Origin of the sequence: Haloferax sp. DFSO52, from assembly GCF_048158745.1 — an archaeon.
Classification (GTDB): Archaea; Halobacteriota; Halobacteria; order Halobacteriales; family Haloferacaceae; genus Haloferax.
In genome coordinates, this window is the sequence record NZ_JBLOPB010000002.1 from 598,196 (window position 1) to 619,993 (window position 21,798).

Consider the following 21,798-nt stretch of genomic DNA (forward strand, 5'->3'; position numbering starts at 1 on the left):
CCTGTGGTTTCGAGGCGCTAAAAGACTCGCACAGCGGCGGGATTGCGTAGGATAGACGAAACTGATTCACGTCTCGCACACACACTCAGGGTATGTACGATTCGGTCATTTTCGACCACGACGGGGTGTTGACCACGCTCGTCGATATCTCACTCCTCCACGATGCGACGTGGGCGGCGTTCGACGAACTCGGCGTGACAGACCCCGACCCTGACCACGTCGAACAGATGGTCATCAACGTCTCGCCCGAAGACGTTCACACAGTCGCGGGGACGTACGACCTCGACCCGGAGACGCTGTTCCGAACTCGCGACGAGTTCTCGTCGTCCTACCAGTGTGCGGCAGTCAGAGACGGACGGAAAGTTCCGTACGACGACTTCGACGCGATTCGCCGTATCGACGCCCCGCTGGGCATCGTTTCGAGTAACCAGCAAGAGACGATAGATTTCATCCTCTCGCATCTCGACGTCACCGACCTGTTCGGCGTCGCCTACGGGCGCGAACCAGCCATGTCGAGTCTCCACCGAAAGAAGCCCGAACCCTACTATCTCGAACAGGCGATGTCGGCACTCGGCGTCGAGTCCCCGCTGTTCGTCGGTGACAGCGATGTCGACATCGCCGCCGCCGAAGCAGCAGGTGTCGATTCGGCGTTCATCCGCCGTGGCCACCGAGCAGACCACACGCCATCGCCCGACCCGACACACGAAGTAGCCGGGCTCGACGACTTACTCGCTATCGACGGGGTGCCGGTCGCAGACGAGACCACCGTCGCCGGTGGCGAAGGGGGACGATGAGTCGCGTTCCGCGTCTCGGACTCGGGACGATGGGACTCGACACGCCCGCCGACGCGACTGCGGTGACCACCGCACTCGAGATGGGATACCGCCACGTCGACACGGCTCAGATTTACGACAACGAAGCCGTCGTCGGTGACGCCATCGCTGCTGCCGACACGCCACGAGAAAGCGTCGTTCTCGCGACCAAAGTCTGGGCAGACAGTCTCGCGTACGACGACGTTCTCCGAACGACACGAGAGAGTCTCGACCGACTCGGGACCGACTTCGTCGACCTGCTGTACGTCCACCGCCCGATACAAACATACGACCCGTCCGAGACGCTCGCCGCGTTCGACGAACTCGTCGACGACGGACTCGTCGGCGGTGTCGGCGTGAGCAACTTCACCGTCGAGGAGTTGGACGAGGCGCTCGACGTTCTGGAGGCACCGCTCGTCGCCCATCAGACCGAGTACCACCCGCTGTTCCAGCGCCCCGAACTCCTCGAACACGCCGAGAAACACGGCTACAGCGTCGTCGCCTACTCACCACTCTCGGGCGGGCGCGTCCGCGACGTGGACGAAGTCGTCTCGGTGGCAGCAAAACACGATGTCACGCCCGAGTCTGTGAGTCTGGCGTGGTTGGCGTCGAAGGGAGTGTGTAGCATCCCAAAAGCATCCAGTGAGCGACACCTCCGTGCGAACCTCGACGCCGTCGATGTCCAACTCGACGACGAAGATATCGCAGCCATCGATGCCGTCGAAGAGGAAATCGAACTCTTTCCGGAGTGAGTCGGACGATAGGTTGCGCCGCTGAAATATCAGGCTTGATACCTGCGCCGGAACGATTTTAATAGGAGGTCCGGTGTGTCCGAGCATGCGGATTCCGAGTGGGGTTAGCGGGTTCGACGAACTTATCCAGGGTGGCTTCCTTCCACGGCGACTGTACGTCCTGAGTGGGCCACCGGGGAGTGGCAAGACCACGTTCACAGCACAGTTCATGGCAGAGGGACTTCGAAACGGTGAGCAGTGCATGTACATCACCATGCACGAAACCGAAGAAGAACTCATCAACGACATGTCGAGTTTCGACTTCGGATTCGAGACGCTCACGAACGCTGATGGCTTTCGATACATCAATCTCGTGAGTCCGAAGGGGAAACACCTCCTCAATCAGTTCTCACAGAGCGGCAGTTCTTCGAGCGTCCAGAGTCTCACAGACAAGATCGTCGCCTTCGTCAACTCTCGAGAGGTCGACCGTCTCGTCATCGACTCGACGATGCTCCTCCGACTGTTCTTCGCCAACGGGTCCGAAGAGATGACGCGATTCCTCACCGCACTCAAACAGGGCGATGCGACGACGCTCCTCATCTCGGAGATGACGGACCCGTCGTCGTACGCCGACGAGCACTTCCTCGCCCACGGTGTCGTCTTCTTCCACAACTACCTCGAAGCGACTGGGATGACGAGGGGAATTCAGGTCATCAAGATGCGTGGGACGAACATCGACTGCGACATCCGGTCGATTACATTCACGGACAACGGGTTAGTCGTAGACCCCCGTTCGAAGGTTGACATCTGAGTCCCCTCATGTACGAACGGGCTTTCGGAACGGACTGGCGAACGATTTCAGACGAGGAGGCGATTCGGCGCATGTACGCGCTCGGCGTCTCGACAGCACTCGGTGCGCCAAACAGCAGCGAGTTCGAGCGGATTCGACGGCAGGCGAACACCGCGTACGGGCGCAGTGTCCTCCAGCTCTCTTTCGAGGAGGGGAAACAACGCGTTGCACGTAACAGAGGCGAGTTCGACTCGAAAGAAGACCTCTGGGACGCCCTCGTCGACGAAGCACAGACACCGTCGACGACTGGACGCGCCGACGTGGGGATTCGAAAACCGACGGACAATCAGGGTGTTCCAGACGCAGTCGGTCGAATCGACGTTCTCGACGTGCAACGTGACGATTTCGGTCGGATTCGACTTCCGGACTTCCTCCGACGAGAGTAGCCGACGCGTCTTTCTTTCTCGGGGCCTCTATATCAACTATGAGCAACGCAGAATTTACTCTCTCCGAGTCCGAGTGGCGGAAACGCCTCACCGACGACGCCTATCGAGTCCTCCGTGAGCAAGGAACCGAACCACGGTTTTCGGGCGAGCACGTCGACCGGTCCGACGACGGTGTCTACCGGTGTGTCGGGTGCGGAACTGAACTGTTCACGTCGGAGACGAAGTACGACTCACACTGTGGCTGGCCGAGTTTCTACGACACAGACGAGTCGAACATCGAACTTCGGCGTGACCTGAGTCACGGCATGGACCGAACCGAAGTCGTCTGTGCCACCTGTGGTGGCCACCTCGGACACGTCTTCGACGACGGTCCCCAGCCAACTGGAAAACGTTACTGTATCAACTCGGTGGTCCTCGACTTCGAACCCGACGCGGACAGCGAATAGCCGGTTCCCGGTCACGAATCGTGGCTGCCTTTCTACGAACCAATCCAGTGAATTCAGGCGGTTAGGACGTTCTTAACCACTGAACAGTCACGTTAGCTTACTCGTACCAATCTGTTGGGGTGACGTACGATGCGCATGTCTCGTGGGTACTCAACGACACCCAACTCGCCGCGTCGTCATTCGGCGGTGACGCCGTACGTTCTCGTCGTCGGTGGACTCCTCTTGTTCTGTGCGGCCATCCTCGTCCCGATTGCAGAGTATTCGGCCAGTACGTCTCTCGTCTCCGTCGCAACGAGTGGGTCGATGCCGGCACTCGATGGCCGACTGCTCGTCGTGAGCGGCGGCCTCGTCATCATCAGCGCGGCAGCGACGCTGTTCGGCGTGCTGCTCTTACTGATTCGACTGAAATAACACGCCTGTCCAACCAGTGGCGGTCAGTCACGTCGAAAACAGAATCAATAGCTGGCTACGGCGGGAACAGCTGTGCGAACGATGCCGATGTCCGGTACACTCAGTCAGACTTGATCGGCGTCGCGAGAACGGGGATATCTGACTCGATGACGACAGACCGCGAGACGCTCCCGAGGATGTTGTCTTCGAATCGAGCGTGGGTTCCCATCGCGATGAGGTCTGCACCGATTTCGTGGGCGTAGTCGAGAATCTGGTCGGCCGGGTCGCCGTGGCGAATCGTCACGACTGCGTCGACGCCGTGGCTCTCCATCGTCTCACGCGCCGCTTCGAGGGCGTCTGCACCCTTCGCTTCGAGTTCTTCGCTCACTTCGTCTTGTCGCTCCGAAGCGAGCGTCAGGAACGCACGGTTGTCGACGACGTAGAGGAGATACACCGACGCCTCGCGGTCGGCAGCGAATGCCGCTGCGTCGTTGACGATTGGCGTCATCGAATCGCTCCCATCGATCGGCACGAGGATGGTGTCGTACATCAGGTGAATCTTCGCTTGCAACCGTATCAACCCTCGTCGGTAGTTCCCGGTTTCTGGGAACTTCTCTGGGAACGTCCAGTCGCCGAATACGTACGACACGCCGGGGTCGCGTTGTGCCGGGCAGTCGTCTCCCGCCGTTCGGAGCCGAAGTGAAACTGTCCTACCCTGCGGATTCGCTACTGACCTCTGACATCGCTTCCTCGTCGTCGGCCGCTGTCGTTTCGTCGTCGTTCGATGCGGACTCGGCAACCAACTCCGCTCGTCGTTTCCAGTCTCTCACCCGCCGTTCGGAAACGTCGGTCGCGGCGACGAGTTCGGCTTCGCTCGCCTCACGAAGTGCCGGTATCGTGTCGATGCCGTGTTCCTGAAGGCGTGTCGCGTAGGCCGACCCAATTCCGCGAATGTTCCGCAGGTCGTCCGGGGCACGGGCGTCTTCGTCGGAGTCGTCAGTCGGGTCGGAGTCGTCAGTCGGGTCGGGGTCGTGCGCAGACGGCCCAACCTCGTCACGTTCCGCTGCAACCTCGTCACGTTCTGCTGCAACCTCGTCACGTTCTGCTGCAACCTCGTCTGGGAGGATGTACACGAGTGCGTCTTGTGGAACGTACCCAATGACGTGCTTCCGTTTTCGGTCGCTCGTCAGGACGACGCCCCCCGAATCGAGTGCCTTGTAGCCGCCACACTCGAAGCTCGTCCCATCGGTGAGATACACTTTCATCAGCGATTATAGGCAATCACACACGATAGCGTTGTCACTTGCGTGACCTGTCTTTAGCCCCATCCACCTCTCCTCTCGATGCATGAACGTGTTCGTCATCGGCGGAACGGGGCTCCTCGGGACGGGAATCGTCCGGCGACTCGCCGCCGCAGGTCACGACGTGACGAGTTTCCAACGCGGCGAGACTGATGGTGCCCTTCCCGATACAGTCACTCGACTCACCGGTGACCGCGACGACGACGAACAACTCAGAGACGCCATCTCGTAGGTCACTCCAACTGTCGTCGTCGATTTGGCTTGCTTCGACGCCGTTCTCGACCCGTTCACTCCGGTTTCTGGAGAATCAACTCTTCGCAGGCATGCTGGTGCGGTTCGCCCGCTGAGTCGTCGTCGAAGACGTAGTCGTCGGCGTGGAGAACCGTCCATCCCTCGTAGTAGGACTCCAGTTCGCCGGGGTTGTACAGATGTTCGTTGTCTCCCCAGTCTGGCGCAGGTGCGACGTCGGGATGGTCGACGAACGCCCAGACAGCGTGGACGCCACCGGGACGAGTGGCCGACTGAAAGTTGTCGAACTGTCCGGGTCGGTTCGCTGGACGGACGTACTGGAGTGTCCCAATCGAGTAGACGACGTCCCACCGGTCGTCGAACGCGAGTTCGTTGACGTCTCCTCGGCGCGTCTCCAGTTCGACGCCTCGGTCTGCGGCGAGTCGTTCGGCTTTGTCGAGGCCGTTGGGTGCGATGTCGATGGCCGTCGTGTCGAACCCCTGTTCTGCGAAGTACACCGCGTCACGACCCTCCCCTGCGCCGATATCGACGACAGACGGGCGGGACGCGGCCGAGACTGCATCGGCGGTGCGAACCGCGAGTTGGTTCGGGTCAGTACCCCAGTAAAATTCGTCGCCCTCGTAGATACGCTGGAGTTCTTCTAATCGCATTACGAAATCGACTCACGGGGCATCGATAAACGTCTCGTTTCGGTTAGATATCGTCGAACGGGTCGGGATACGACAGCGGGCCTCCCTCGTCCGAGTCGTCACCGACGGTGGCGACCATGAACACTTCTGGCGGCGTCTCGAACGGGTTTTCGAAGCCTCGGATTCCCGCCGGATGGAAGCCGAATCGCGAGTAGAAGTCGGGGTCGCCGTGGAGGAAAACGAGGTCGAATCCGTCTTCGACGGCGGTGTCGAGTGCCGTCTGGACGAGTGAACTGCCGATTCCCTGACCCTGTTCGTCGGGGTGGACGCCGACCGGTGCGAGCGTGAGCGCCCGAATCGACGGGTCGTCTTCGACGACGACGCGAGTACAGAGGACGTGCCCAACGACTGCGTTATCGTCGTCGCGAGCAACGAGCGAGAGCGACGGGACGAACGCGTCGGTCTGCCGGAGAGCAGCGACTAATTCAGCTTCGTCATCGGTGGGGAAGGCGGCAGCGTGAATCGATTCGACCGCTGATTCGTCGGCCGGCGTCTCGGGTGAGATGAGGACCATCAGGTGTCTTCGGGGCGCAGGTGACTAATCGGACTCGTTTCTCTCGACTTGTGAGAACTGACAGAGCTTTTTCACCCATTGCACACCGACCGACGAACATGATTCGTGCACTACTCGCAGTCTTCGGCATCGTCGAACTCCTGTTCCCCGACCAACTCATCGACACACTCACCAAAATCGCGTACGAGGATGGTGTCGAGATGAACGCGAAGCCGTGGGTGACCACGGCGGCGCGAGTGGAGGGTGCTGTGTTCGTCTTGCTCGCGCTGTTCGTCGTCGGCAAGCGATGTGGCGGCGACAGCGACGAAGCGTAACCCTCCGGCTGATTGTTTTCGATAGTGAGCGCGTCTGCGAAGAAACGTGGAGTAAGTAGAAACGAGAACCGTTCCGAACTGTTCAGGCGAGTTCTGCGAATGCGAGCGACCCGCTCGTGTTCTTGATGTAGACACGAACGGTCTGGCCTTCCTGCGCCCCGGGAACGAAGATCGTGTACTTTCCGCGCTGGGCAACTCCGTCGCCTTTGCGGCCCGTGCCGGTGATTTCGACTTCGTAGGTGCGGCCTTCTTCGACGGCATCGCGCTGGCGCGTCTTGCTCGCGCTGGAGCGCTTCTGGACGGGACGGAAGGCACCACACGCCTCACAGCGAAGCATGTCGACGCCGTCTTCGGTCACGAGACGCGTGTCGGGGAGCCCACACTCCGAACAGGTGACGTACTCTTCGACGTAGTCGTCGAGCGCCTCTTCGAAGTCGTTGATAGAGAACGACCCGCTGTAGCGAGCGCGGTCGCCTTCGAGTTGGCCGCTCGTACCGAACGTGCGCTGGATGGCACTGTGGAGGTGTTCGTTCGTCCGCGAGAGCGCGTCGGCAATCTCCCCGAGGTTGGTGAGACGCGTGAACGCGCCGTCTGTCTCGCCTTCTGGGTCTGGAATCCTGAGGCGCTCTTCTTCGACGTTTCGTTCCGGAAGGATATCGAGCGCTCGGTCAAGCGCAGATTGATACTCCATACGCCTCGGAGAATCTGCCGACGTATAGCCGTTCCGTGAGCGTCTTTCCCGCGGGCGCGTCGAAACCCGGGGGACGACGACCCCCAGATTACGGGACGAGAAGTCGGGAGCGCTGCGCTCCGACGGTTCGTGTCTTCATTTCACCAGCGTTGGTTCGAAACCGAGCGGTACGCCTTCCGCCGTGGCGTCGCAACCGGAATATATGGGATACACGTGGCAGTACTACGACCTGATACTCGCCGGAATATTCGGAAGTCTCGTCGTGGGCGTCTTCGTCGGACAGTTCACTTCGGTACACCCGACGACGGCGATCGTCGGATTTAGTTTCGTCGCCGCCGCGGTGATGGCCCATGGACTGTTTGTCAACGGTCCCGTGGACGCCCCTGCAGACCTCACCGACGAAGTCGACGTGTTGAACTGAGTGCTGTCGTCCACCGGTTTTCCCGACGATTTTGGGGACGACGCCCAGACTAGAACAGCCCAGTCCAACCCAGACCAGCCCAGTCCGGTTCAGTCCGGTTCAGTCCGGTTCAGTCCGGTTCAGTCCAGCCCAGACCAAACCAGCCCAGTCGCTCACTCTTGCGACTCGACGACGGTGTTCGTGAGCGTGCCCACGCCCTCGTACCAGATTTCGATGTCGTCACCGGGCTCGACGAGGCCGGGGTTCGCCGGACTCCCGAACGAGATGACGTCGCCCGGTTGGAGGGTGTATCGCTCGGAGAGGAACGAGACGACTTCGGCCGGTGAGAACAGCATCTGCTGGGTGTTGGCTTCCTGCCGCAACTCGCCGCCGACGTAGGTCGTCATATCGAGATTCGTTGGGTCCACGTCGGTCTCGATCCACGGGCCGAGGGGGCCGGACCCGTCGAACGCCTTTCTGGCGGTTCGCCCCGGTTGGTCAAGGGCGTCCAGGTCGTTGAGGATTGTGTAGCCGCGGACGACATCCGGAACGTCTGCCTCTGCAACGTCCGAGCACTCGCGGTCGATGACGACCGCCAACTCGCCGGCGTACGTCAGTTCCTCGGTCCACGCGGGATACTCGATGTCTGCGCCCGGGTCGAGCACCGAGACGGGTGGCTTGATGAACCAGTCCGGTTGGTCGGGGATATCGTAGTCCATCTGGTCGATCTTCGCCACGTAGTTTCGCCCGACACAGTAGAGTGCAGACGGGTCACACGGGGCGAGTAGGTCAGCATCCGCACCGACGTCGTACTGTCCGTCGTCGGTCTCGACGACTCCGTCGTCGTACTCCCCGGTCATCACGCCGTCGTCCGTTCGAATCCGTGCTAATCGCATCGCTGTGGTATCTCTCGGCGACGTACTTCAACAGATGTGTCGCAGCAAGAAGTCGGTTCGCTCGTCAGTCCATCGTCGGCATCGACCGATTCTCTCTGTCGAAGAGGTTGTGGATGCGTTCGGTTCGAGTCGCGTCGAACTGTCGTTGACACCGGGCGACCCACGAGTCAGTTTCGGTGGTGTCGGTTGTGTCAGTGGCGTCGGCGCTGGTCTGTGTCGAAGAACGGTCTGTTCGGAGTGTGGGTTCGTACGTCGGATTCGCGTGTGTGCTCACGATTTGGTGGTGATTCGAGGTCGGTCGGACGGCTATACGGCAACGAGGAGAATTAGCGATGTACGCGTACGACCGACATTGTGTACTCGGCTCTACAGCGCTATCTATAATAAACGTTCATGTTCAATCATCGCTGTCTGTCTGGTTGCCCTGCCACGACGACGATGGGTGGTGTATCGTGGGCGACGAGCCGTTACTTGTGGCCTGAAACCCGAACCGGCTGATACGGTTCTTCCAGATACTCGATATCGGACTCCGAGAGTTTGATATCCAGTGCTTCGACGGCGTCTTCGAGGTGCTCGATGCTCGACGTGCCGACAATGGGCGTGGTGACCCAGTCTTTGTGGAACTGCCACGCGAGCGCGATTTGGGCCATCTTTACGCCTTTCTCGGCCGCGAGTTCCTGCACGCGTTCGTTTACCTCGCGGCCACCGCCTTCCGCGTACGGGCGGCCAACGTCCGCTTCGTGCTCACCACGCGTCGTCGATTCGAACTCCTCGTGGGGGCGCGTGAGGAATCCTGCGGCCAGCGGACTCCACGGCATCACCGCGACATCTTCGTTGGCGCAAAGGGGCAGCATCTCGCGCTCTTCTTCGCGATAGGCGAGGTTGTAGAGGTTCTGCATGGAGACGAATCGGTCGAGGCCGAGACTGTCCGAGGTGTGGAGTGCGTCGGCGAACTGGTAGGCCCACATCGACGACGCGCCGACGTGTCGGACTTTTCCGCGACGGACCGCGTCGTCGAGGGCGCGAAGCGTCTGCTCGATGGGGGTGTCGTAATCCCAGCGGTGTATCTGGTAGAGGTCCACAGTGTCCATCCCCAACCGCTCCAGCGAGTTGTCGAGTTCCTGCTCGATGGTCTTCCGCGAGAGCCCGCTCGAGTTCGGGTCGTCGTCGCGCATCTGCCCGTAGACTTTCGTCGCGACGACCATCTCGTCGCGGTCGTACTCGGAGAGCACCTCACCGAGAATCTCCTCGGATTCGCCGTACGAGTAGACGTTGGCGGTGTCGAAGAAGTTGATACCGAGGTCGATTGCTCGTTCGATGAGTTCGTGACTCTCCTCCCGGTCGAGCGTCCAGTCGTCCCAGTCGGTGCCAAAACTCATACACCCGAGACAGATTTTACTCACTGTCGTGCCGGTCGGACCGAAGGTCGTGTATTCCATACCTGATGGTCAGGCTACATCCACGTCAACGTTCTGGGGACAGCACATCCCGGAGGAACTCACTCCCGAGAGTCGTACTCTTGATAGATGACGTGCCCGCAGGACTTGCAGTGAGACGCATCTCGGTCGTGATACGCTAACCCACAGTTCTCACAGATGACGTTGACTTTGTCTTTGTACGCCCACTCTTTGATAATCTTGCTCGCCTGCCACGGAATGAGAACGATGCCAGTCAAGATTGCAGCAACCGTGACCCACCGACCGCCGTCGGTGACCGGCACGATGTCGCCGAACCCAACCGTCGTAAGCGCGACGACGACGAAGTAAAACGCGTCGCCGAAATTATTGACAACGGGGTTCACCCGGTATTCGAACGAGTAGAACATCCCTGCGGCGACGAAGAAGATGGTCAACACGGTCAAGAGCAGTTTCATCACGCGAAGCGTGCCGACCGAGACGGTGCCGAAGAAAAACTCTTCGTCCTGTGTGAAGCGGTAAAATCTGAGGAACCGGACGACGCGTATCGCTCGAAGGAACCCGATGTTCGCCGCGAGGGTCGGTACTGGCGACAGCAACACCACGAGCGTCGGAAGAATCGCGAGCAGGTCGACGATCGAGTAGAAGTTGAATATCTCGGCGGGTCGGCTCTCGGCACCGTACACTCTGAGGACGTACTCGAGGAGGAAGACGAGCGAGATGGCGACTTCGATTCGCCAGAAGGCCGTCTGGAGCGCCGCCGAGAACGGGTACGTCTCGAGGACGAACACCGCGACGAACACGAGGTTGAGGGCGAGCAGGGTGATGTCGATGGCCTTCCCGACGGCAGTCTTGTGGTCGAGGAGATAAAATCGGACGATGTCCCGTGGTGTGTCACCGGAACCAGCCGACGTGTGACTCCCCATACAAGGTCATGTCTCTCACAGCTATTGATGCCGTCGCTGACAGTCGACTATCACATCGTCGAGTGTCTCCTCGACAGAGACCGGACGGTCAGATGACGATACAGCCGTCAGGAAGCAACTCGCGTTCGGTTCGTGCTGCTTCTGGGCCTTCGTCGACGAGTGTCGGTTCGTCGACGGGCTCGGAAAAGCGGCCTGGGTCCGGTTCGACTCGCTGGAGCATCGACGAGAACACCGAGCCTTTCCGGCCGCCGGCGGAGACGATTCCACCGTACTTGCGTTCCTCGAACGGGACCTCGTCTGGATGGGGGAACTCCTCGCGGAGTATCTCTGCTGTTGCTTTGATCTTCTTGGCCGCCTCTTTCTGTGAATAGAGGCTTTCGTTGTAGTAGGTCTCTGCGTACTGGTCGTCGAGTTCTTCGGTGGAGTGCTCCGGGGATTCGTATAGGACCGATTCTGTCGTCTTGTACCCACTGGCAAAGCGAATGTTCACCGTGAAATTGTCCGGGTATCTGAGGATAATCGGGAAGAACATCATGTCTGCGACGGTGAAACGCTGTTGCATCCGCCACAGTCCCTCGAAGTAGTAGGCAGTCAGCGCACCGAGTCGGTCGTTTCGCTCGCCTCGTTGGTACGCCAGTGCAACTTCTTCGTAGTCGTCACCTGCGATGTGGCGACAACGGCGTTTGTAACTCGCAGCGATGCCTTCGAGTTGCTTCTCGTAGGCTTCCAACAGCGGAATATCGGGGTCTGCGAGCATCTCCGCTTTCCGTACTTGAGCGTCTGCGACGTTCATCATGTTCTCGTGGAACACGCGCTCGGCGTCTTCGTCCGGGAGCGGCGTCCGCACCGCTTTCCGGTACAACACCTTCGTGTTCCCATTGAACCTGACCGTTCGCTCGCTCATCTAATCACATCGTTTGTGACGGAACAGAATGAAATCATCGATTAACGCATTGAATTGTTGATGTATTTTGGACGAATATTAAAATCAGTATGAAAAAGCGACACCAACTCAGTTGGGCCGGTGCCGGTCAGTCGTCTGCTCGGATGACCGGGTCGGATGGGTTAGCGACGTCGGCCACAGGTGCCTCCTTACCCTGTTGACTCGGGAGGAACGTCGCCAACACGGGCGTGGTACCGTGGCACTCGATGGGCCGGAAATGAGACGAAGGCTACCGATTGTCTGTCTCTGCTGTGGCGTCGATGACTCGAAACTGACCGTGCTGTCGAACTGTGGATACCACAGAACCTACGGGTCTCGTCGTCGAAGTGGCGGGTGAGCCTCGCGAAAGCCGACTGTGCGTGTACAAATGTCTATGACATGGGCTAGAAAAAGAATAACTTCAAAATATTTTTGAGATTGAGAAACAAATCTCGGAAGGCTTATCCCTCTACTTCGATTGTGTCCAAAAGCAATGGCGAAAGGAAACGTTGATTTCTTCAACGACACAGGCGGCTACGGTTTCATCTCGACGGACGACGCTGACGACGACGTGTTCTTCCACATGGAAGACATCGGCGGCCCGGACCTCGAAGAGGACCAAGAAGTGGAGTTCAGTATCGAATCGTCCCCCAAGGGACCACGCGCAGCGAACCTGACGCGTCTTTAAATTAGTTTAGTACACCGCGTTACTGCGGCGAAAGACACCGATTTTACGGACAATTACCGCTCGTGAGCAGTCGCTTCTGGTCACCCGAACGTGACGACTTTGTCTGTGTGTTCGACGATTCCCAGAAGGTCACTCATCGACGACCGAGGCCGGAGTTCGCCCGGTTCGAGCCCTCGTGAGTCGAGGCAGGTTCCACAGGCGAACAGTTCCCCACCTTTCTGGACGTACTGTTGCATCACGCCGTGCGGATTGAACGCCTCCGTCTGGATATCAGGTGCTTCGACACCATCCCCGAGCAGGAACACTTCGACAGTGTTGCCCTCGTCGAGTGCGGTGTTCGCAAACCGGAATGCGTTCCAGACGCGTTCTTCCTTGTTCGTCTCGATGATGAGTCCAATATGCATGATTTCCGTACGTTCTGTCGACCCTTAACCACGTTCTCGATTCTCAGCGAGCAACAACGACAGTCTCCAGCACTGTCGGTGGTCTCGACCGAAGGTTTTTGTTCGAATGCTGATACCTGTGGCTATGTCACGCCGTGACTCGGAAGAAGACGTGAAAGACGCCTTCGAACTCCTTCCGAACCATCCCGGTGGCTGGCGCGGGTTCGCGTCAGACGTCTCCGGGTGGGAGATTCTCCGGGCGTTCGACCGTCTCGGCTCCTCACGAAATGAAGCCGACAAAATCGTGTTGAACGCCCCTATCGCGATCTCCTCTGTGACTTCGTTCCTCTTGATCGGCTGGGGGCTCATCGCACTCGGTTCGTTGACTCTGCCACGAGCAGGCTACGGGGGTGCGGCGCTGCTCGGTGGGGTCGTCCTCCATCGAATCTCACTCGCGTTCTCTCGCGGGGCGCGATGGGCGCTCCCCGTCGTGGCCGCTGTTCCGCTGTTCATCGCCGCGGTTCTCTACTGGTGGCTCCAGCCTGCCTACCCACTTCGGGGGGCGGCCGACGCGGCTATCTGGCTCGCAATCGCCGCGTTCGTCGTGGCAGATGCGTCGCTCTTGTTCGGCTCTGTCCACCCGTCGTGGGAAGCCGAACCGGGCGAATAGACACGCGTCTTCTTCGTCTCGGTGTTCGAGTGGATCGCTCTGAAGCGACGGCGATGGTGACCGAGTCGCTCCCGACACGCAGGAGAATATGCTTATGCCATCTGCTGTCATCTTTATATACAGGCGAGGGGCCCAATGGCGTTCGATTCTCAGGGAGTACGGAGCCTGTTCCGTCGGCCTCCTTCGGTCTACACTGCCGAGGGAGAGAGTCCACGTCACGCCTCGTGGCTCGAACTCTTCTTCGACCTGGTGTTCGTCGTCGCCATCGCGGAGATTGGAACGAACCTCCACAACAACCTGACCGTAGAGGGCATCCTCTACTTTCTCGGCGTCTTCGCACTCGTGTGGTGGGTGTGGCTCGATTTTAGCTACTATGCCGACCTCTACGCGGACAACGACGTCGTTTCCCGTGTGAGCCTCGTCGGCGTCATGTTCGTCGTCATCTTCCTCTCACAGACCGTCAGGGGCGTCTTCCACGGCGAAACGTTCACGTTCGGCGCGATAATGCTCTTTTTGCGTCTCGTACTCACCGCCCTCTATCTCCGTCCGGGACCGACCGTCGCAGATGCCGGCACGAAGTGGTTCGTCGCGACGTGGATGACCTCTGAACTGCTCACGACGAGTGTCTGGGCGGCCTCGCTTTTCGTGCCCGACCCGACGCGGTTCATGCTGTGGATGGTCGCGTTCACCATCAACATGGCCGGCGTCGCAGTCATGTACATCGTGTTCGACACAGTTCTCGTTCAGGTGTCGCACTTCCCCGAGCGCCTCGGACTCATCACCATCATCGTTCTCGGCGAGACGATTCTCGCAGTCTCGTTCGGGACGTCTATCGCCACGTCGGGATTCAACTTCGAGGTTGGCCCACTGCTGGTGGGACTGGGCGGGTTCGTCCTCGCTGTCGGAGCGTGGTGGCTCTACTTCGAACAGTTCGACGAGCACATCATCGACCGGGCACTCACAGCGCCGCGTGACCGACTGATTCGGGCGAGACAGGCGGCGCTCGTCTACGTGTTCAGTCACTATCTCGTCCACGTCGGCATCGTCGCGACTGGTGTCGCAGTCATCGTCGCCATCGAGGCGACGGCCGACGGAGCCCAACTGGATACCCTCGTTCGCCTCGTCTTCTGTGGCGGCGCTGCTGCATTCGTCGCTGGGACCGCCATCATCCATCGAGCGATTCTCCAGGTCTCCAGTGAGACGCCGTTCGACACTCGTGTTCTGGTGGCACGGGGCGCGACAGTGCTGCTGTTGGTTGGCCTCGTCCCGTTTGGCGGGATGCTCTCACCACTCGGACTAATGGGCGTCGTCGCACTCCTGTTTACCGTCCTCGTCACGTTCGAGACGCTCGTCAATCCGTGGGTCGAGATGGTTTTTCCCCCGGTCAACGCGTAGGTCTTCGGGTGACGTCGGTGGTTGAACCGCTCGGTATGGGCTCGCTTTCGATTTGGAACTCTCTCGAACTCGAATCCGAACTGTCGGTATCTCGTCGTCCTCTTTGATGACGAATGTTCTCGGTGTGAGGAATATGGCCTCGGTACTCATAGGGCTCCGCATCACCGAGTGCCTAGTTCGGTTCGGAACGGTGCCATCGTCATCGGCCACCCGACTGTTTCGAACGGACGAGCAAGTCACTTTTCGTCTGGCGAACGTTTATAGACCCAATCGCAATACGTACAGGCCATGAGTTCGCGCGATATCAGGCCCGTCGTGCTGGGGGTCGTCTGGCGAGACGACGAACTACTGGTCGGGCGTGGCTACGACCCCGGAACGGACGAATCCTTCTGGCGACCACTCGGTGGCGGCATCGAGTTCGGTGAGCACAGCGAGGAGGCAGTGTGTCGGGAGTTCGACGAGGAACTGGGCGTCGAAGTAGCGCACACCGAGTTCATCACACACATCGAAAACCGGTTCACGTTCGACGGCACGCAGTATCACGAAATCGTCTTTCTCTACGAAGCCGATATCGCCGACGAAACGGTGTACGAACAGGACGTGATGACGGGCTACGAGGAGGCCATCGACGAGGAGTTCGAGGTTCGATGGATTCCAGTCAGTTCGTTCGAATCGAGAGACCGAACGCTGTATCCCGAAGCAATCGTCGACGTGGTCTCGAAAAACTGAATCTCGCGACGACTCATTCGCGTCGAAATGACTCACTCACGTCGCGGCTACTCATTCACGCCACTCACTCACGCCTTCTCCAGCGCACGCACGTCGATGAGTGGAACTGATTGCCCCCCAGACAGCGACGTCGACCCGGCAACTGTCCCCCAAAACTGGATTCGCTCGCCATCGAGCAGTCGAAAGCCGATATCGTCGTCGAAGAATCGCCCGGTCTGCCACTGTGCAACGACGTCTCCACGGAGGCGTCCGGCGTCGTCTTCGACAGCGACTGTGGCGAGTCGCGTGCCATCTCGACTGCTGGTTTCAGAGACTCGTCCCGTGTAGGTCACGACAGTCCCGGTGTAGGAGTTCGTATTCTCCCGAAGGTCGGCATACGGTACCGTCGTCGCACCGGCAGGTTTGGTCGGTTCTGTGCTGACGTTGTTCGCCACCTTTGGGTCGTCGTATAGTGGTTTGGGAGCCGGGAGGAAGTCAGAGAGCCGCTCGACAGCGAGATAGAGTACGAGGCCGGCGGCGACGTACTTGCCTGTTTTCTTGAGTGCTGCGCGGCGAGCGAATCTCTCTGGGTCGTCAGTCTCTTCACCAGTCCCTTGTTCAGTCGACGCCTCTCCATCGGCCGCTTCGATTGGGTCTCCAAGCCAGTTCGTCTTCGGTCGACCGTCTCTCCGGTCTGCGAGGTCGCGAACGAACGATTCGGTTCCTGTCTCGCGAACTTCGACGGCGATGGCCGGGGCGTCGAGTTCGACGAGACCAGGTCGGTGCGCGTCGTCTTCGAGGCGTCCGCGTCCAACAGTCGCCACGTAGGGTTCGACAGCGTTCCGTCTACACTCGCGGACGAACGCACTCATCTTGTCGGCGGTGAGTCGCGTCGATGTCGAAATCCAGATTCGAACCTCGCGGGGGACGCCCTCGGGCGTCGTTCCCTCGGCATGGATGTGGACGTCGGGGCCGTGAAATCGGACACGCGTCTCGTATCCCCGTGCCTCCCAGATTCGTTCGAAAATGGCGGCGAGTTCGACGTCGGAACGGTCGTCGATGAGTGTTCCGAGCGACCGGTCTCTCATTCACCTCGACGTGTCGTCCCGGTACTGTTAGCTGTTGTCACCCAGTTCTCGCCAGTGAGAACGAACGTGGCCGTTTCGACGCGGGATTAGTCGAGGCGCTCTCGTGCCGCAGCGACGAGCAGCGGGAGCATGATTGTCGCGTCGCCCAGAACGGTGGCGTTACGAGCGTCTTTTTCGAGTTTGCCCCACGAACGTGCTTCGTCGAGCGTCGCGCCCGAAAGCCCGCCGGTCGCCGCGGGGTCCATCGTAATCTGGACGCCGTAGTCGTACGCACCGGGTGTGACGAGCATCGTCTGGAGCGTGAAGTTCTTCGGGACGCCGCCGCCGACGAGGAAGCAGCCGGCTCTGTCGGCGTCGTACGCGAGGTCCGTCAGCGGCGTCATGTCCGCGAGCGCGTCCAGCGAGAACGACGACGTTTGGGAGTACATCCACGCTTGCAGGCCGAGGACGGAGTCCTGCACTGCAGGGCAGTAGATCGGGACATCGGACTCGTAGGCCGCGGCAGCGACACCGGCGTCTTCCTCGATTCCCTGTTCTTCGTTGACTTCGCTGTTGGCGCGACCGAGTTCTCGGCAGAGGCGCTCGATGCTGACAACTCCCTCTTCTTCGAGTGCCGGGAACACCTCGTTTCGCAGGTGTGACTCGAACAGTGCGAAGTGTTCTTGCGGCAGATAGACGTTGTAGATGCGGTCGACTTCTTCGTCGCGGAGCGTCTCGTCGTGTTCGCGCGGCGTCTTCTCTTCGTGGTGTTCGGCCCCGTGATGGTGTTTGCCGCCGATTGCTTCGATAGCGTCGTGGGTCAGGTTCGCCCCCGTCGTCACGAGTGCATCGACGTAGCCGTCGCGGATGAGGTCTGAGACGACTTTACGCATTCCGGTCGGCACCATCGCGCCCGCAAGCGACATGAAGATGGTACAGTCCTCGTCGGCCAGCATCTCGGCGTAGATGTCGGCCGCTTCGTGCACGTCTGCCGCGCCGATACCGGCGTGGCCGTACTGCTCGACGAGTTCGCCGACGGTCATACCGCCGTGGACCTCGGCGTGTCCGAGTGGGTCGTGGTTGAACTCCTCTCGCTCCGGCATCTCGTACCCGCCGCCGTGGTCGTGCCCGTCGTCGATGGCATCGCCCTCGTGACCTCCGTCGTGGGCGTCGTCGTGGTCGCTCATGCGATGGAGTGCGACGCCCGAGCGTTTGAACGCCCCGGTCCGACGAGGCTGTGTGGAGGGTTGGCAGACTGGTGTGCACGCCACTGACTCGGTGTATCTACTGCACGAGTGGCTCTCGTCAGACTCGACTGGAGATGATGTCATCAATGGAACTAATTATCTCGCGAGAGAGGTCAGTGTGATGCCCTCCACACAGCCTATCGAGAGACCAGAAGAGGCACACGCGGTCGCAACGCAGTACTTGAGATACGAACGTCCGGTGAGCGCGCTCGTCGCCGTCCTCGTCGTCTCGCTCTTCCTTGGCGTGTTTCTTGCAACGTCGCTGTTGCCGGCACTCGCCGTCGGGGCGCTCTTGGTCATCGTCGCACGCGCCCCACTCGTCCAGTCGAACGGGACGATTCGCCTCCGCACCGACGACACGCCGGAGTCGGTACTCGAGGCGTTCACAGGGCCGACGCCGCCGGTGCTCGCATTCAAATGGGGGGTTGCTGACGAGATTACGAGGGAGGCTGACGCGGTCTCGTATCGTGTCCCGTATCTCTTTGGCGTGCGCTCAGTGCGGGTGACTGTTCGCACGCAGACAGAGACGACGGCGGACGGGACTCACCACGTCGAGTTGAACGTCTCGGTGAACGACCAGCCGTGGTCGACGTACACGGCGACCATCAGTCCAACCGACGACCAGACGAGTATTCACGTCGAATACACGTCGGAACGCAAGTTTGGACTGCGACGCCTCCCCCAGAATTTCGTCGCACAACGCTACCGCGACGAGGCGCTCAGCGCGCAGGGGTACACGGTAATTGAGCGCGACGCACGGGTGGGGATTTGAACACGCAGCGTTCGCCCCGGACAGTTTTCGATAGACTCGAACGACGGCTTCCAACTCAGTCGGATACGACTGCTTCCAACCCAACCTGATACGACGGCTTACAACCCAGTCGGGTGGCTGATGTACGTCGTCTCCAGTCCCATCTCGTCGGCCAGTGCAGCGAGATTTCGCACGCCGAACGTCTCCGTGGCGTAGTGGCCAGCGAGGAACACCGAGATACCCGCTTCTCGTGCCTCGTGGTACACCTTCTGCTTTCCTTCGCCCGTAATGAGCGCGTCCACGCCCGAGTCGATGGCTTCGTCCAGCCAATCGACGCCCGACCCGGTGACGATTGCCACGTCGGAAACCTCGTCGGGGCCGAAGTCGAGAACCTGTGTGCCCTCGTTTCCGTCCAGTTCGTCGAGCGCGTCACGAATCTCGTCGGTCGTCTTCGGCGACTCGAACGACCCGGACTGCCCGATGTGCACTGGGCCGAGCGAGCCAAACGGCGTTCGGTCTTCGAGGCCGAGATAGTCCGCGAGGCCAGCGCCGTTGCCGAGTTCTTGGTGCCCATCGAGTGGCAGGTGCGAGACGTAGAGCGCGAGGTCGTTTCGAATCAACGGTTCGATACGGTCGAAGTTCCGGCCAGTCACTCGGTCGAGCCCACCCCAGACGAGGCCATGGTGGGTGACCAGCACGTCGGCGTCAGCGTCGATCGCCGCCTCGATAGTCGCTTCCGCGGCATCGACGGCGAAAGCGACTGTTTCGACCTGTGCGTCGTCCGGGCCGACCTGCAACCCGTTCGGACTGGCGTCTACGTCGGCGAACTCGTCGGTGTCGAGTCGCTCGTCGAATTCTGCGACGATGTCGGAGAGGTCCATACAGGTCAGTTGTAACTGGGCGACTTGTAAGAAACGGCTTTGGAGGACTCTGTCTTCGGTGCTCGCTTGGCGAGCGCGTGTTGCATACAAATATACACTCCCTACTCGACGATAGCCACCGTATACTCAATACGGTACGGACGAATGAGTGTCTCAGTGGTTGCGTCCACGTGAAAGGGTCGCTCAGCCTGGTAGAGCATCCATCCTTGCGATGGGTGGCCTGAAAGATGGCCCCGGTGGTTCGAATCCATCCCCTTTCGTTCACCCCTTTTTCGTCACCATTCGCCCGAGTACGGATGGGAGCTACTGCCCGTCCGCGTGCGAGAAGACGAACTCCCGTACCAACTTCGCCGCCAGCGTGGCGGCCTGTCCATCGTCTCTATCGTTGACTTCGACCACGTCGAAGCCATCGGCGTAGGGTGCGACCGCTCGAACGAGGTCACGCATCTCGCGCGACGTGAGGCCGAACGGCTCTTTCGTGCCCGTCCCGGGAGCGAACGCCGGGTCGGCGGCGTCGATATCGACGCTCAGATAGACCGACTCGTCGTCGAACGGGGGATTCCAGCAATCCACTTCTTCGGGCGGCACGACGGTCACGTCGTCGGCCTCGGCACGTTCCCACTCTTCCGGTGACCCGGTTCGAGCGCCGAGGATGTACACGTCGTCCACGTCGAGTTCGTTGAGGACGCGACGCGTAATCGTCGCGTGACTCCACTCGTTGCCGTCGTACTCTCTTCTCAGGTCGAGGTGGGCGTCGAGACAGACGAACACGTCGGGGTCGACGCCATCGACGCCTGCGGCGGTGACAGTGTGTTCACCACCGAGGACGATGGGGACGGCGTCGCCCCAGGCGGCGTCGCGGACGCTCCCAGTGAGCCACTCGATGTAGTCGGGCGCGTCGTCCCACGCGCGGATATCGCCCGCGTCGTGGACTGAGAGGTCGGTAAAACGACGGTCAGTTCGCCGGTCGTAATCGTCGAACGATTCGGCGAACTGACGGATTCGATTCGGTCCGAAACGGGTTCCCGGTTGGAAGGAGGTGGAGATGTCGAGCGGGGCACCGACGAGTACGTAGTCGGCGACCTCGCGGTCTGCGATTGCCCCGGGAAACATCACTCAGTCTCCCGTTTAGACGATCTTGCGCTGGCCTTCGAATTCGAGGTACTCGATTTCGTCTTCGGGGTTGAGTTCCTCGTCGTCGGGGATGCGCATCGTGAACGTCTGGTAGGTTTCGAGGTCCATAATCTGGGCGTCCTCACCGGTGACGGAGACGACCTGCCCCTGCTTTCGCTCGATGATTGGGACCCACACCTTCGCGTCGACGGGCTGGGAGAGCGAGCGCTTCTTGCCGTCGAAGACGCCACGGGCCTCGACACGGGCCTTCGCACTCCCGTGTTTACCGGGCTTCGCGGTACTGTAGGCGTAAATCTTGCACGGCTTGTCGTCCATGTTGACGTAGCTGCCTTCTTGGAGCTCGCGCACCTGCTTCTGCTCTTTCGCCATGTTCTCTCGTTATCGGATGGAGGGTATAAACGGTTTGGAACGCCTCTCGCACGGGAATCTTTCACGAAGCGCGACTACTCCGGCTTCGAGTCCGTCTCTTCAGGCGTCTTCGATGCCGTCTCTTCAGGCGTCTTCGACGGCGTCTCGCTCCGCCATCGCCGGATCGAACCACGTTCCCTGTGCATCGCGCCGGCCGAGACTGCCGAGCGCTCCCGACGCGACGTTCGGCAACGAGAGCGCCAGCATAATCGCCGTCGTCAGTTCGCCGGCCGATTCGAACATCGGAATGAGATACTGGAACGGAAAGAGGATGGCCGTCCGATTGAGGAACGTCAGCAAGATGGCGACGGGCATGAGGACACAGCCCCAGACCACACCAGCCATCAGCCCGTGCCACCCCCCGTCTGCAGGGTCGGTGCCGACGGTATAGCCGGCGAGCGCGCTCCCGGTCACACCGCCGACGAGCGTGAACTGTCCCGTCATCCCGAAGACGAGCGTCTCAGTACACGCGGCGAGGCACACCCCCACGACCACCGGCCGCCACTCCGTCATGCCCGGAGGTGATTTCTCGAA

General features: G+C 60.3%; 31 protein-coding genes and 1 tRNA gene. 15 read left to right on the plus strand and 17 right to left on the minus strand.

The features are described 5' to 3' along the window. Positions 1-92: 92 nt before the first annotated feature. From ACK3SC_RS12495 to ACK3SC_RS12520, 6 genes are all read left to right on the plus strand, one after another. Entirely contained in the window at positions 93-794 is a 702-nt protein-coding gene (locus ACK3SC_RS12495) for an HAD family hydrolase (protein WP_416840521.1), read from the plus strand. Beyond that, positions 791-1,564, plus strand: a complete 774-nt coding sequence (locus ACK3SC_RS12500; protein WP_416840522.1) for an aldo/keto reductase — start codon at positions 791-793, stop codon at positions 1,562-1,564. Before ACK3SC_RS12495 ends, ACK3SC_RS12500 begins: the two co-directional genes overlap by 4 nt. A gap of 85 nt (positions 1,565-1,649) precedes the next feature. Further along, the gene (locus ACK3SC_RS12505) at positions 1,650-2,354 is read left to right on the plus strand and encodes an RAD55 family ATPase (protein WP_416840523.1); all 705 of its coding nucleotides are present in this window, start codon (positions 1,650-1,652) and stop codon (positions 2,352-2,354) included. An 8-nt stretch (positions 2,355-2,362) separates the two neighbouring features. Further along, positions 2,363-2,779: a hypothetical protein gene (locus tag ACK3SC_RS12510; protein WP_416840524.1), complete on the plus strand. Its 417-nt coding sequence runs from the start codon at positions 2,363-2,365 to the stop codon at positions 2,777-2,779. Between the two features lie 38 nt (positions 2,780-2,817). Further along, complete coding sequence (msrB, locus tag ACK3SC_RS12515) at positions 2,818-3,225, plus strand: peptide-methionine (R)-S-oxide reductase MsrB (RefSeq protein ID WP_416840525.1); 408 nt, start codon at positions 2,818-2,820, stop codon at positions 3,223-3,225. A gap of 186 nt (positions 3,226-3,411) precedes the next feature. Further along, positions 3,412-3,636, plus strand: a complete 225-nt coding sequence (locus ACK3SC_RS12520; protein WP_416840526.1) for a hypothetical protein — start codon at positions 3,412-3,414, stop codon at positions 3,634-3,636. 100 nt (positions 3,637-3,736) lie between these two features. Here ACK3SC_RS12520 and ACK3SC_RS12525 read toward each other — a convergent pair whose 3' ends face one another. Beyond that, positions 3,737-4,165 carry a universal stress protein gene (locus tag ACK3SC_RS12525; protein WP_416841222.1) on the minus strand — a complete coding sequence of 143 codons (429 nt, stop codon included), beginning with the start codon at positions 4,163-4,165 and terminating at the stop codon, positions 3,737-3,739. Positions 4,166-4,325: 160 nt separating this feature from the next. Next, on the minus strand, positions 4,326-4,880 hold the full coding sequence (locus ACK3SC_RS12530) for a helix-hairpin-helix domain-containing protein (protein ID WP_416840527.1): 555 nt from the start codon (positions 4,878-4,880) through the stop codon (positions 4,326-4,328). Positions 4,881-4,962: 82 nt separating this feature from the next. Here ACK3SC_RS12530 and ACK3SC_RS12535 point away from each other — a divergent pair, with 82 nt between their 5' ends. Then, entirely contained in the window at positions 4,963-5,148 is a 186-nt protein-coding gene (locus tag ACK3SC_RS12535; RefSeq protein ID WP_416840528.1) for an NAD-dependent epimerase/dehydratase family protein, read from the plus strand. 55 nt (positions 5,149-5,203) lie between these two features. Here the strand turns inward: ACK3SC_RS12535 and ACK3SC_RS12540 are convergent, their stop codons facing one another. Then, positions 5,204-5,815: a methyltransferase domain-containing protein gene (locus ACK3SC_RS12540; RefSeq protein ID WP_416840529.1), complete on the minus strand. Its 612-nt coding sequence runs from the start codon at positions 5,813-5,815 to the stop codon at positions 5,204-5,206. Positions 5,816-5,858: 43 nt separating this feature from the next. Further along, positions 5,859-6,368 (minus strand): GNAT family N-acetyltransferase, encoded by a 510-nt coding sequence (locus ACK3SC_RS12545; RefSeq protein WP_416840530.1) that lies wholly within the window; start codon positions 6,366-6,368, stop codon positions 5,859-5,861. A 98-nt stretch (positions 6,369-6,466) separates the two neighbouring features. Here ACK3SC_RS12545 and ACK3SC_RS12550 point away from each other — a divergent pair, with 98 nt between their 5' ends. Further along, positions 6,467-6,682: a hypothetical protein gene (locus ACK3SC_RS12550; RefSeq protein WP_416840531.1), complete on the plus strand. Its 216-nt coding sequence runs from the start codon at positions 6,467-6,469 to the stop codon at positions 6,680-6,682. Between the two features lie 82 nt (positions 6,683-6,764). Here ACK3SC_RS12550 and ACK3SC_RS12555 read toward each other — a convergent pair whose 3' ends face one another. Continuing rightward, entirely contained in the window at positions 6,765-7,373 is a 609-nt protein-coding gene (locus tag ACK3SC_RS12555) for a translation initiation factor IF-2 subunit beta (RefSeq protein ID WP_416840532.1), read from the minus strand. A 202-nt stretch (positions 7,374-7,575) separates the two neighbouring features. On the opposite strand from ACK3SC_RS12555, the gene ACK3SC_RS12560 reads away from it, so the two are divergent. Beyond that, positions 7,576-7,794 carry a hypothetical protein gene (locus ACK3SC_RS12560; protein ID WP_416840533.1) on the plus strand — a complete coding sequence of 73 codons (219 nt, stop codon included), beginning with the start codon at positions 7,576-7,578 and terminating at the stop codon, positions 7,792-7,794. A 152-nt stretch (positions 7,795-7,946) separates the two neighbouring features. Here the strand turns inward: ACK3SC_RS12560 and ACK3SC_RS12565 are convergent, their stop codons facing one another. The 5 genes from ACK3SC_RS12565 to ACK3SC_RS12585 all read right to left on the minus strand — a co-directional run bounded on the left by ACK3SC_RS12565 (position 7,947) and on the right by ACK3SC_RS12585 (position 11,914). Then, positions 7,947-8,669, minus strand: a complete 723-nt coding sequence (locus tag ACK3SC_RS12565) for a fumarylacetoacetate hydrolase family protein (RefSeq protein ID WP_416840534.1) — start codon at positions 8,667-8,669, stop codon at positions 7,947-7,949. Between the two features lie 64 nt (positions 8,670-8,733). After that, positions 8,734-8,943, minus strand: coding sequence for a hypothetical protein (locus ACK3SC_RS12570; protein ID WP_416840535.1), 210 nt, complete (start codon positions 8,941-8,943; stop codon positions 8,734-8,736). 193 nt (positions 8,944-9,136) lie between these two features. Further along, entirely contained in the window at positions 9,137-10,108 is a 972-nt protein-coding gene (locus tag ACK3SC_RS12575) for an aldo/keto reductase (protein ID WP_416840536.1), read from the minus strand. A 59-nt stretch (positions 10,109-10,167) separates the two neighbouring features. Further along, positions 10,168-11,010: an ion transporter gene (locus ACK3SC_RS12580; RefSeq protein ID WP_416840537.1), complete on the minus strand. Its 843-nt coding sequence runs from the start codon at positions 11,008-11,010 to the stop codon at positions 10,168-10,170. Positions 11,011-11,098: 88 nt separating this feature from the next. Next, positions 11,099-11,914 (minus strand): hypothetical protein, encoded by an 816-nt coding sequence (locus ACK3SC_RS12585; RefSeq protein WP_416840538.1) that lies wholly within the window; start codon positions 11,912-11,914, stop codon positions 11,099-11,101. Positions 11,915-12,425: 511 nt separating this feature from the next. Here ACK3SC_RS12585 and ACK3SC_RS12590 point away from each other — a divergent pair. Then, complete coding sequence (locus tag ACK3SC_RS12590; protein WP_058571634.1) at positions 12,426-12,620, plus strand: cold-shock protein; 195 nt, start codon at positions 12,426-12,428, stop codon at positions 12,618-12,620. Positions 12,621-12,700: 80 nt separating this feature from the next. On the opposite strand, the gene ACK3SC_RS12595 is transcribed toward ACK3SC_RS12590, so the two are convergent. Beyond that, a complete protein-coding gene (locus tag ACK3SC_RS12595) occupies positions 12,701-13,024 on the minus strand; it encodes a DsrE family protein (protein ID WP_416840539.1) in 324 nt (107 codons plus the stop codon). A gap of 124 nt (positions 13,025-13,148) precedes the next feature. On the opposite strand from ACK3SC_RS12595, the gene ACK3SC_RS12600 reads away from it, so the two are divergent. The 3 genes from ACK3SC_RS12600 to ACK3SC_RS12610 all read left to right on the plus strand — a co-directional run bounded on the left by ACK3SC_RS12600 (position 13,149) and on the right by ACK3SC_RS12610 (position 15,797). Continuing rightward, a complete protein-coding gene (locus ACK3SC_RS12600; protein ID WP_416840540.1) occupies positions 13,149-13,673 on the plus strand; it encodes a hypothetical protein in 525 nt (174 codons plus the stop codon). A gap of 135 nt (positions 13,674-13,808) precedes the next feature. Beyond that, entirely contained in the window at positions 13,809-15,068 is a 1,260-nt protein-coding gene (locus tag ACK3SC_RS12605; RefSeq protein WP_416840541.1) for a low temperature requirement protein A, read from the plus strand. A 288-nt stretch (positions 15,069-15,356) separates the two neighbouring features. After that, positions 15,357-15,797, plus strand: coding sequence for an NUDIX hydrolase (locus ACK3SC_RS12610; RefSeq protein ID WP_416840542.1), 441 nt, complete (start codon positions 15,357-15,359; stop codon positions 15,795-15,797). A 68-nt stretch (positions 15,798-15,865) separates the two neighbouring features. Here ACK3SC_RS12610 and ACK3SC_RS12615 read toward each other — a convergent pair whose 3' ends face one another. Both ACK3SC_RS12615 and ACK3SC_RS12620 read right to left on the minus strand, forming a co-directional pair. Further along, the gene (locus ACK3SC_RS12615) at positions 15,866-16,864 is read right to left on the minus strand and encodes a hypothetical protein (protein WP_416840543.1); all 999 of its coding nucleotides are present in this window, start codon (positions 16,862-16,864) and stop codon (positions 15,866-15,868) included. Between the two features lie 86 nt (positions 16,865-16,950). Then, positions 16,951-18,030 (minus strand): deoxyhypusine synthase, encoded by a 1,080-nt coding sequence (locus ACK3SC_RS12620; RefSeq protein ID WP_416840544.1) that lies wholly within the window; start codon positions 18,028-18,030, stop codon positions 16,951-16,953. Between the two features lie 181 nt (positions 18,031-18,211). Between ACK3SC_RS12620 and ACK3SC_RS12625 the strand changes: the two genes are divergently transcribed. Beyond that, a complete protein-coding gene (locus ACK3SC_RS12625) occupies positions 18,212-18,862 on the plus strand; it encodes a hypothetical protein (RefSeq protein WP_416840545.1) in 651 nt (216 codons plus the stop codon). 98 nt (positions 18,863-18,960) lie between these two features. Here ACK3SC_RS12625 and ACK3SC_RS12630 read toward each other — a convergent pair whose 3' ends face one another. Continuing rightward, positions 18,961-19,722, minus strand: a complete 762-nt coding sequence (locus tag ACK3SC_RS12630; RefSeq protein ID WP_416840546.1) for a Nif3-like dinuclear metal center hexameric protein — start codon at positions 19,720-19,722, stop codon at positions 18,961-18,963. 172 nt (positions 19,723-19,894) lie between these two features. Between ACK3SC_RS12630 and ACK3SC_RS12635 the strand changes: the two genes are divergently transcribed. Continuing rightward, positions 19,895-19,982: transfer RNA gene (locus tag ACK3SC_RS12635), tRNA-OTHER, on the plus strand. Positions 19,983-20,025: 43 nt separating this feature from the next. Here the strand turns inward: ACK3SC_RS12635 and speB are convergent. The 3 genes from speB to ACK3SC_RS12650 all read right to left on the minus strand — a co-directional run bounded on the left by speB (position 20,026) and on the right by ACK3SC_RS12650 (position 21,777). Next, positions 20,026-20,835 (minus strand): agmatinase, encoded by an 810-nt coding sequence (gene speB / locus ACK3SC_RS12640; RefSeq protein WP_416840547.1) that lies wholly within the window; start codon positions 20,833-20,835, stop codon positions 20,026-20,028. Positions 20,836-20,850: 15 nt separating this feature from the next. Then, entirely contained in the window at positions 20,851-21,225 is a 375-nt protein-coding gene (locus ACK3SC_RS12645; protein WP_416840548.1) for a translation initiation factor IF-5A, read from the minus strand. Between the two features lie 123 nt (positions 21,226-21,348). Then, positions 21,349-21,777 (minus strand): DUF5518 domain-containing protein, encoded by a 429-nt coding sequence (locus ACK3SC_RS12650; RefSeq protein ID WP_416840549.1) that lies wholly within the window; start codon positions 21,775-21,777, stop codon positions 21,349-21,351. Between the last annotated feature and the right edge of the window lie 21 nt (positions 21,778-21,798).

Excerpts from the sequence above, each read along its gene's own strand:
- ACK3SC_RS12495 (WP_416840521.1), top strand. The coding sequence starts at position 93 with ATGTACGATTCGGTCATTTTCGACCACGACGGGGTGTTGACCACGCTC.
- ACK3SC_RS12500 (WP_416840522.1), top strand. The coding sequence starts at position 791 with ATGAGTCGCGTTCCGCGTCTCGGACTCGGGACGATGGGACTCGACACG.
- ACK3SC_RS12505 (WP_416840523.1), top strand. The coding sequence starts at position 1,650 with ATGCGGATTCCGAGTGGGGTTAGCGGGTTCGACGAACTTATCCAGGGT.
- ACK3SC_RS12510 (WP_416840524.1), top strand. The coding sequence starts at position 2,363 with ATGTACGAACGGGCTTTCGGAACGGACTGGCGAACGATTTCAGACGAG.
- msrB (WP_416840525.1), top strand. The coding sequence starts at position 2,818 with ATGAGCAACGCAGAATTTACTCTCTCCGAGTCCGAGTGGCGGAAACGC.
- ACK3SC_RS12525 (WP_416841222.1), bottom strand. The coding sequence starts at position 4,165 with ATGTACGACACCATCCTCGTGCCGATCGATGGGAGCGATTCGATGACG.
- ACK3SC_RS12530 (WP_416840527.1), bottom strand. The coding sequence starts at position 4,880 with ATGAAAGTGTATCTCACCGATGGGACGAGCTTCGAGTGTGGCGGCTAC.
- ACK3SC_RS12535 (WP_416840528.1), top strand. The coding sequence starts at position 4,963 with ATGAACGTGTTCGTCATCGGCGGAACGGGGCTCCTCGGGACGGGAATC.
- ACK3SC_RS12540 (WP_416840529.1), bottom strand. The coding sequence starts at position 5,815 with ATGCGATTAGAAGAACTCCAGCGTATCTACGAGGGCGACGAATTTTAC.
- ACK3SC_RS12545 (WP_416840530.1), bottom strand. The coding sequence starts at position 6,368 with ATGGTCCTCATCTCACCCGAGACGCCGGCCGACGAATCAGCGGTCGAA.
- ACK3SC_RS12550 (WP_416840531.1), top strand. The coding sequence starts at position 6,467 with ATGATTCGTGCACTACTCGCAGTCTTCGGCATCGTCGAACTCCTGTTC.
- ACK3SC_RS12555 (WP_416840532.1), bottom strand. The coding sequence starts at position 7,373 with ATGGAGTATCAATCTGCGCTTGACCGAGCGCTCGATATCCTTCCGGAA.
- ACK3SC_RS12560 (WP_416840533.1), top strand. The coding sequence starts at position 7,576 with ATGGGATACACGTGGCAGTACTACGACCTGATACTCGCCGGAATATTC.
- ACK3SC_RS12565 (WP_416840534.1), bottom strand. The coding sequence starts at position 8,669 with ATGCGATTAGCACGGATTCGAACGGACGACGGCGTGATGACCGGGGAG.
- ACK3SC_RS12575 (WP_416840536.1), bottom strand. The coding sequence starts at position 10,108 with ATGGAATACACGACCTTCGGTCCGACCGGCACGACAGTGAGTAAAATC.
- ACK3SC_RS12580 (WP_416840537.1), bottom strand. The coding sequence starts at position 11,010 with ATGGGGAGTCACACGTCGGCTGGTTCCGGTGACACACCACGGGACATC.
- ACK3SC_RS12585 (WP_416840538.1), bottom strand. The coding sequence starts at position 11,914 with ATGAGCGAGCGAACGGTCAGGTTCAATGGGAACACGAAGGTGTTGTAC.
- ACK3SC_RS12590 (WP_058571634.1), top strand. The coding sequence starts at position 12,426 with ATGGCGAAAGGAAACGTTGATTTCTTCAACGACACAGGCGGCTACGGT.
- ACK3SC_RS12595 (WP_416840539.1), bottom strand. The coding sequence starts at position 13,024 with ATGCATATTGGACTCATCATCGAGACGAACAAGGAAGAACGCGTCTGG.
- ACK3SC_RS12600 (WP_416840540.1), top strand. The coding sequence starts at position 13,149 with ATGTCACGCCGTGACTCGGAAGAAGACGTGAAAGACGCCTTCGAACTC.
- ACK3SC_RS12605 (WP_416840541.1), top strand. The coding sequence starts at position 13,809 with ATGGCGTTCGATTCTCAGGGAGTACGGAGCCTGTTCCGTCGGCCTCCT.
- ACK3SC_RS12610 (WP_416840542.1), top strand. The coding sequence starts at position 15,357 with ATGAGTTCGCGCGATATCAGGCCCGTCGTGCTGGGGGTCGTCTGGCGA.
- ACK3SC_RS12615 (WP_416840543.1), bottom strand. The coding sequence starts at position 16,864 with ATGAGAGACCGGTCGCTCGGAACACTCATCGACGACCGTTCCGACGTC.
- ACK3SC_RS12620 (WP_416840544.1), bottom strand. The coding sequence starts at position 18,030 with ATGAGCGACCACGACGACGCCCACGACGGAGGTCACGAGGGCGATGCC.
- ACK3SC_RS12625 (WP_416840545.1), top strand. The coding sequence starts at position 18,212 with ATGCCCTCCACACAGCCTATCGAGAGACCAGAAGAGGCACACGCGGTC.
- ACK3SC_RS12630 (WP_416840546.1), bottom strand. The coding sequence starts at position 19,722 with ATGGACCTCTCCGACATCGTCGCAGAATTCGACGAGCGACTCGACACC.
- speB (WP_416840547.1), bottom strand. The coding sequence starts at position 20,835 with ATGTTTCCCGGGGCAATCGCAGACCGCGAGGTCGCCGACTACGTACTC.
- ACK3SC_RS12645 (WP_416840548.1), bottom strand. The coding sequence starts at position 21,225 with ATGGCGAAAGAGCAGAAGCAGGTGCGCGAGCTCCAAGAAGGCAGCTAC.
- ACK3SC_RS12650 (WP_416840549.1), bottom strand. The coding sequence starts at position 21,777 with ATGACGGAGTGGCGGCCGGTGGTCGTGGGGGTGTGCCTCGCCGCGTGT.